A 3436-nucleotide genomic window follows, 5' to 3' on the forward strand; every position below is an offset into this window, starting at 1 on the left:
GAGCAGGGCCCCCTGCCCTGCCCCCGGTCCCTGGGAGTCCCGGTGTGGATACGGAGCGGGAAGGAGACCCTGGTCGTGCTGGATGGACGGGCTCCCGCCATTCGCTACCCTCCGGGCCGGCATCAACGCGCGCGGTGGCGCGCAAGAGGGAGCACCTCCATGCAACGCAAGGTCGCAGGTCTCGCCGTGGCAGCCATCGTGTCGCTGGGGTTCCGTGACAGCCCCGTCCCGGAGAAGGCAGGGGCAATCCCCTTCGACCTGGAGGCCGCGAAGACACACTTCATTCCCCTGGAAGTGGCCTCGGGCTACACCCGCCACTTCCGCAAGACGCGAGAGGCGCTCCACCGGGAGCATCCGGGAATGAAGGCGCGGCTGGCGCTCGAACACTCCGAGCGCTTCAACCGCGACGCCATCGCCGCACTGCTGAATGTGAAGGACTCGCGCGGCAATCCGGCGGCCGGGGTGCGCATCTATCAGGGGCTGGATGCGGCCGGACAGACCCGCCTGGTGCTGGTGCCCCATGACGCCCAGGGCAAGGACCTCCTCACGAAGCTCTCGTCGCCGGGGGACGCGGCGGTGTCAGCCGACACGGCCGCATCCCTCGACGCCGCGGAGGCCGTGGAGGATGGCGTCCGGTGCCCTCCCACCTGCCCGGACGACGAGAACCCTCTCAGCACGGACTGAGCGCGCGGTGGCGCGTCAGTACAGCTCCGCGCTGGTGAGGTAGGGGGTGGCGGTGCCATTCTCGCCGCCCACCACGAGCAGTCTGCCATTGTCCAGCAGCGTGGCCGTGTGGCTTCGGCGGGCCTGGATGAGCGAGCCCGTGCCGGACCACACCCCGAGGGTCGGGGCATACACCTCGGCGGTGCCGAGGATGCCGGCGGCGCCCGTTCCGCCCACCACGAGCACATCCTGGTAGTTGGGCATCCGCGTCTCCGTGAAATGGGAACGGGCTTGAGCGAGCCCGGCCGTGGGGCGTCCGCGGCTCTGTGCATTGCCCGGCGTGAAGACCTCGGCCGTGGCGAGGGCGCCGCTGGCACCCGTCCCGCCCGTCACGAGCACCCCGCCGTTCACGATCGTCGTCCCATGAGCGTAGCGAGCCTGGGTGACGGAGCCCGCGGCGGTCCAGGTGCCCGTGGCCGGGTTGTACAGCTCGGCCGTCGCAAGGGCAGCGGAGCCATATCCGCCCACCACCAATATCTGACCGGAGGGATAGACCCCGTACGCCCAGGTCGCCGTGTGGGTATGGCGAGCCGCGGTGAGCGAGCCCGTCGTGGTCCAGGTGCCCGTCTGCTCATCATAGAGCTGGGCCGTGGCGAGGGCGCCGCTGGGGCCAGAGCCTCCCGCCACGAGCACCTTGGCCACATTGGGAAACTCGATCGCGGTGTGGAGATAGCGGGCCGTCGTCAGGGAGCCGGCGGCGGTCCAGACGCCCGTGGCCGGGTCATACAGCTCCGCCGTGGCGAGCCGGGCCGTCCCGAATCCGCCCACCACGAGGACCCCGCCCGTCGCCAGCAGCGTCGCGGTGTGGGAGTAGCGGGCCTGGGCGAGCGAGCCGGTGGCCGACCACGTCCCGGTGACCGGATCATAGAGCTCCGCGCTCGCGAGGGCGCCGCCAGGCCCCTGACCGCCCACCACGAGCACCTTGCCGTTGTTCAACAGCGTCGCCGTGTGGAGGCGGCGGGCCTGCGCGAGCGCGCCGGTGGCCGTCCAGGAGCCGACGGCCGGGTCGTACTCCTGGAAGCTGCTCAGGGGGCCGCTGGGACCCGAGCCGCCCGCCATGAGCACCTTGCCGTCAGGCAGCAGCGTCGCCGTGTGCCAGGCGCGGCGCTGCGCGAGCGGGCCGAAGTAGCGCCAGGAGCCGGTGGCTGGCGTGAGGACCTCGGTGCTGGAGAAGATTTCGCTGACGCCCTTGCCGCCCGCCACGAGCACCGTGCCATCCGGCAGCAGCGTCGCGGTGTGTTGGGAGCGGGCCACCGCCAGCGAACCCGTGGCCGTCCAGACGCCCGTGGTCGGCTCGTAGAGTTGGGCGGTGGCGAGCGGAGCGCTGGCGCCCGCTCCCCCCGCCACGAGCACCTTGCCGTTGGGCAGCAGCGTCGCCGTGTGGCTGGAGCGGGCCGCGGCCAGTGCGCCCGTCGCCGTCCAGGTGCCGGTGGTCGGCGCATAGAGCTGGGCGGTGGCAAGCGCGGCGGTGGCGCTCCTGCCGCCCACGACCAGCACCTTGCCGTTGGGCAGCAGCGTCGCCGTGTGGCCGGAGCGGGCCGCGGCCAGTGCGCCCGTCACCGTCCAGGTGCCGGTGGCAGGATCGAACACCTCGGAGGTCGCGAGGGGCGCGGTGGGGCCCAGCCCTCCCGTGATGAGGACCCGGCCGTCGGGCAGCAGCGCCGCCGTGTGGACGCTGCGCGCCTGCGCGAGCGAACCCGTGGGACTCCAGGCACCGGTCGCGGGGTCATACAGTTCGCAGGTCGCGAGCGGACCGCTGGCACCCAGGCCACCGGTGACGAGCACCCGGCCATCGCTCAACGGGGTCGCCGTGTGGCTGGAGCGGGCCTGGGCGAGCGCGCCGGTGGTGGACGCGGTGTGGGTGGCCGGGTCGTGCAGCTCGGCACTGGCGACGGGGCCGTTGGGGCCCAGCCCTCCCGCCAGGAGCACCCGGCCGTCCGCCAGCGTCGTCGCCGTGGGGAGCTGACGGGCCTCGGCGTGTGACGGCGTGGCGGTCCAGGAGCCGGTGGCCGGGTCGTACACCTCGGAGGTCCCGGGCCGACCGCTGCCCGAGCCGCCGGTGACGAGCACCCGGCCATCGAGCAGCTTCGTCGCCGTGTGGTAGCCGCGAGCGTGCACGAGCCAGCCGGAGAGGGAGGCGCCGGTCGCCGGGTCATACACCTCGGCACTCCTCATGGCCTCGCCGAAGGGGCTGTGGATTCCGTTGTAGCCTCCCACGAGGAGCACCCGGCCATTGGGCAGCACCGTCGCCGTGTGATTGTAACGGCCCTGGAGGCCGGAGGCGGCGGCGGTCCAGACACCCGTGGCTGGCGTGTACACCACGGCGGTGGCGACGACGGTGCCGCTGCTGGCGTTCCCTCCTCCTGACACGAGCACCCGGCCATCGGGCAGCAGCGTCAGGGCGGGATTGAACCGGTATTGAGGGAGTGCACCCGTCGCGGCCCAGGTGCCTGTCGCTGGCGTGTAGAGCAGGGCCGAGGAGTAGAAGCTGGTATTGGAGGTACTCAACGCCCGCCCGCCCACCAGGAGCACCTTGCCATTGGGCAGCAACGTCGCATTGTGCTCGTAGCGGATGTTCGGGAGCGAGCCGGTGGCGCAGCTGGGCGCGATGGCGCTGATGCGCGCGGGCTATGAGACGACGGTGTACTCGCGCAGCCCCAAGCCCAACGTGAAGGCGGAGGCCTCCGAGGCCATGGGCGCCCCGTACATCTCC

At 72.2% G+C, this 3436-nt stretch carries 2 protein-coding genes; one reads left to right on the forward strand and one right to left on the reverse strand.

Going from position 1 to position 3436, the window contains the following annotated elements:
* The first annotated feature begins 159 nt into the window (after positions 1–159).
* Entirely contained in the window at positions 160–684 is a 525-nt protein-coding gene (locus tag D7X12_RS40270; protein WP_120630423.1) for a hypothetical protein, read from the forward strand.
* 15 nt (positions 685–699) lie between these two features.
* Here D7X12_RS40270 and D7X12_RS40275 read toward each other — a convergent pair whose 3' ends face one another.
* Entirely contained in the window at positions 700–3273 is a 2574-nt protein-coding gene (locus D7X12_RS40275; protein ID WP_120630424.1) for a Kelch repeat-containing protein, read from the reverse strand.
* Positions 3274–3436 lie beyond the last annotated feature (163 nt).

This window comes from Corallococcus sicarius (assembly GCF_003611735.1).
GTDB lineage: Bacteria > Myxococcota > Myxococcia > Myxococcales > Myxococcaceae > Corallococcus > Corallococcus sicarius.

Excerpts from the sequence above, each read along its gene's own strand:
- D7X12_RS40270 (WP_120630423.1), top strand. The coding sequence starts at position 160 with ATGCAACGCAAGGTCGCAGGTCTCGCCGTGGCAGCCATCGTGTCGCTG.